Source organism: Paracraurococcus ruber, assembly GCF_004353985.1.
GTDB classification, from domain to species: Bacteria; Pseudomonadota; Alphaproteobacteria; order Acetobacterales; family Acetobacteraceae; genus Paracraurococcus; species Paracraurococcus ruber.
On record NZ_SMOA01000410.1, the window covers coordinates 1 to 3,487 of the forward strand.

4 protein-coding genes are annotated in these 3,487 nt (G+C 75.4%); 3 read left to right on the forward strand and 1 reads right to left on the reverse strand.

The features are described from left to right. Both E2C05_RS33590 and E2C05_RS29915 read left to right on the forward strand, forming a co-directional pair. A partial coding sequence (locus E2C05_RS33590; protein WP_158292468.1) for a hypothetical protein occupies positions 1–621 on the forward strand: 621 nt, incomplete at its 5' end. Between the two features lie 60 nt (positions 622–681). Further along, positions 682–885, forward strand: coding sequence for a hypothetical protein (locus E2C05_RS29915; protein ID WP_133223263.1), 204 nt, complete (start codon positions 682–684; stop codon positions 883–885). A 412-nt stretch (positions 886–1,297) separates the two neighbouring features. Here E2C05_RS29915 and E2C05_RS29920 read toward each other — a convergent pair whose 3' ends face one another. After that, a complete protein-coding gene (locus E2C05_RS29920; protein ID WP_240046952.1) occupies positions 1,298–1,897 on the reverse strand; it encodes a class I SAM-dependent methyltransferase in 600 nt (199 codons plus the stop codon). 137 nt (positions 1,898–2,034) lie between these two features. Here E2C05_RS29920 and E2C05_RS29925 point away from each other — a divergent pair, with 137 nt between their 5' ends. Continuing rightward, entirely contained in the window at positions 2,035–3,417 is a 1,383-nt protein-coding gene (locus tag E2C05_RS29925; RefSeq protein WP_133223265.1) for a PleD family two-component system response regulator, read from the forward strand. Positions 3,418–3,487 lie beyond the last annotated feature (70 nt).

Here is a 3,487-nt window from a genome sequence, read left to right on the forward strand (position 1 = left end):
GCGCTGCTGCTGGGCGCCGCGGCGGACGACCCGGCGGGGGCGGCCTTCGACGCCGCCGGGACGCCTCTGGCCGCGCCGCTGCAGGGCGTGCTGCAGCTTCGCCCCTATCCGGTGCTGCACCTGCCGGATGGCCGGCCGGTGCTGCTGGGCGGCGATGGCAAGCGCGGCGCGGCGCCGGACCCGGCGCTGGACGGCCGGGCGGTGATGGCGGCGGGGTGGCTGACCAGCCGCGGCAGCCTGGCGATGCTGGTGCCCGATGCGCCGCCGGCGCCGCTGGCGGACCCGCTGCCGGCCCCGGCGGTCGAGCCGCTGGGCCGCTGGCGCGTCACCGGCGAGATCTGCGACGGGAAATGCGCCGCCGGCGCCATGCGGCCGGGCACCGGCCTGGCGCATCGCGCCTGCGCCGTGCTCTGCCTGGATGGCGAATTGCCGCCGGTGCTGGTGGCGGAGGCGCCGCTGGCCGGCAGCGCGTTGCTGCTGCTGGGCGGGCCGGAGGGCGGGCCGATGCCGGCGGCGCTGCGTCCGCTGATCGGCCTGCGGGTCACGCTGGAAGGGCACGTGGAGCGGCGCGGCGGCCTGCTGGTGCTGCTCGCCGACCCGGCCAGCGCGGTGGCGCGCTGACTGGCCATGGCGACGCCTCGACACCGCCCTGTAGCGACTTCCTGGCGCCGCATCGCGGCGATGCTTCGGCGCCGCACCGCGGCGACGCTGGCGGCGCTGCTGCTCGCCGCCCTCGGCTGGTGGCTGGCCGGCCTGGCGTTGCCGCTGTTGGGCGCGGAGGCGCTTGACCTGCCCGCCCGTGCCGCCGCGGTTGTGCTGGTGCTCGGCGGGTATGAGGCCTGGCTGGCACGTGTCGCGGAGGGCCATGCACGGCCCGGAGCGTGACCCCAGGCCGCGATCGCGCCACGGCGCGGCTGTGGCGTCCCGCCGCGAACGCGCTCCGGCGCGGCGCGGATCACGCCGCGGCGCGGGCGCTGGGCGGCAGGGCGCGGCTGCACGGGCGCGGAAGGCACACGCGGATCCCGCCAGGGAATTGCCCTGGCCCGCGGCGCGCATCCGCCGCCGCGGGGCCGTGCCGGATGCGCGCCGTTCCGGGGCTGTTGCAACCAGGTCGGATCGCGTGGCGCCGGGCGCGCCGCTCACCCGGCCGGGTTGCCGCCGGCGCGGCGTGGCGGAACGGCACCGCCGTGTGAGACCCCGCCTTCAACCGCCGCACTCCATTGTGCTAAAGATCGCGCATACCGGTCAGTGGCAGCGGCCCGCCGGCCACAATCGACGGGCGAGGTGCATGCGGGTCCTACCGCACCGGTTGGTACCGCCAGACGCTGGCCGGCGGGAAATTCAGCGGCGTCCAGGCCTCGCGCCGCGCCGACAGGCCAAGCTTGCCGTAAGGCAGGGGCGAGGTGATGCAATAGGTGTAGAGCAGGAAGCCCTTGCCGGGCGCCACCGCTTCCACCGCATTGACGAAGCGCTGCTGCTGCGCCTGCGGCAGCAGCACCAGCGGGATGCCGCAGATGGCGGTGCCGACCTTGCCGTGCAGGCGCTCGGGCAGGTCGCGGCGCAGTTCGAAGGCATCGCCGCAGATCACGGTCACGCCCGGCAGCACCTGCCTCAGGTGCTCCGCCATCTCGGGCACGATCTCCACCACGACCAGCCGCTCCGCCGGCACGCCGGCCGCAAGCAGCGCGCGGGAGACGACGCCGGTGCCGGCGCCGAGCTCCAGCACCACCTCGTCCGGCGCCCGCGTCACCAGGCTGGCGATGCGGTTGCACAGGCTGGGGGAGGAGGGGATGACCGAGCCCATCTGCAGCGGGTTGGCGAGCCATCGCTTGAAGAACAGCCCGGCATTGGTGATCTGCCGTCGGCCTTCCTGTCCGCTCGCCGTCAATCCCGACATGCCGGTCATCTCCATCGCCGTGTCGCCGCAGCCGGGTCGTCCCGGCGGACCGCTTCTCTAGGGTCTGCGCGAAAGGCGGCGAAGGCCCCGGCTGGTTCCACCCGCATCCGGGACGCGGGATTTCACGGTGCTGTCACATGACCGCCCGGATCCTGGTGGTCGACGACATCCCGGCGAATCTTCGCCTGCTGGAAGCCAAGCTTCTCGCGGAATACTACCAGGTCGCGCTGGCCTCTTCCGGGCCGGAGGCGCTGGCGATGGCCGAGCGCTGGGCGCCCGACGTCATCCTGCTCGACGTCATGATGCCCGGCATGGACGGCTACGAGGTCTGCCGCCGGCTGAAGGCGGAGGACCGCACCGCGCATCTGCCGGTGGTGATGGTGACCGCGCTGATCGATCAGGCGGAGCGGGTGCGCGGGCTGGAGGCCGGGGCGGACGACTTCCTGTCGAAGCCGGTGGACGACGCGACGATGTTCGCCCGGCTGCGCGCGCTGCTGCGGATGAAGCAGGTGCAGGATGCCTGGCGCCAGCGCAGCGAGACGGCGCGGGAGTTGGGCATCGAGCCGCCGGCGGCGCCGCGCGCCGGCACCGGCGGCGCCCGCGCCCTGGTGCTGTCCGATTCGGCCGAGGAGCGGGCGATGATCGCCGCGGCGCTGGCCGCCGACGGCATGGCGGTGCGGCAGGAGGCGGAAGCCGAATCGGCGCGCCAGGCGCTGGCCGACAGCGCCTTCGACCTCGCCGTGCTCTGCCTCCCGGCGGAAGGCGGGGAGGTGCTCCGCCTCGCCTCGCGCCTGCGGGCGGACACGGCGACGCGGGACCTGCCGGTGCTGCTGGCCGCGGACCCGGAGCAGCGCGGGCTGGTGCTGCGCGGCTTCGACCTCGGCGCCAGCGACCATGTTCTGCGGCCGGTGGACGCGAACGAGCTGCGCGCCCGCGCCCGCAACCAGGTGCGGCGGAAATGGTACCAGGAGCGGCTGCGCAACGACCTCGACCGCTCGCTCGAGCTCGCGGTGACCGACCCGCTGACCGGGCTGCGCAACCGCCGCTACGTCATCCGCCACCTGGAGACGCTGCTGCGCGGCGCCGATGCCGGGGTGATGCTGCTGGATGTGGACCGCTTCAAGTCGATCAACGACCGGCATGGCCATGCCGCCGGCGACGCCGCGCTGCGGGAGGTGGCGGCGCGGCTGAAGGCGCATCTGCGCGCCGCCGACGTGCTGGCCCGCTATGGCGGGGAGGAGTTCATGGTGGTGCTGTCCGGCGCCGCCAGCGAATACGCCGCCGCGGTCGCGGAACGGCTGCGTCATGCCATCGGCGGGGAGCCCATCGCGCTCGGCGCCGCGCGGCTTTCGGTGACGATCAGCATCGGCCTCGCGCTGGCGCCGCTGGCCTGCCCGGCTGAGGCGGCGATCGGCGCCGCCGATGCGGCGCTGTACCGGGCCAAGGCGGCCGGGCGGGACCGGGTGGAGGTTGCGCAGCCGGGCGATTTCGGCGGCCCGCTGCGCCCGCCCGAGGGATGATCGCGCGCGCCTGACGCGCCGCCGCGGGTCGGGCGCCGGCCGGCGGCGCGGCCGCCTCCGCGGCTGCGGC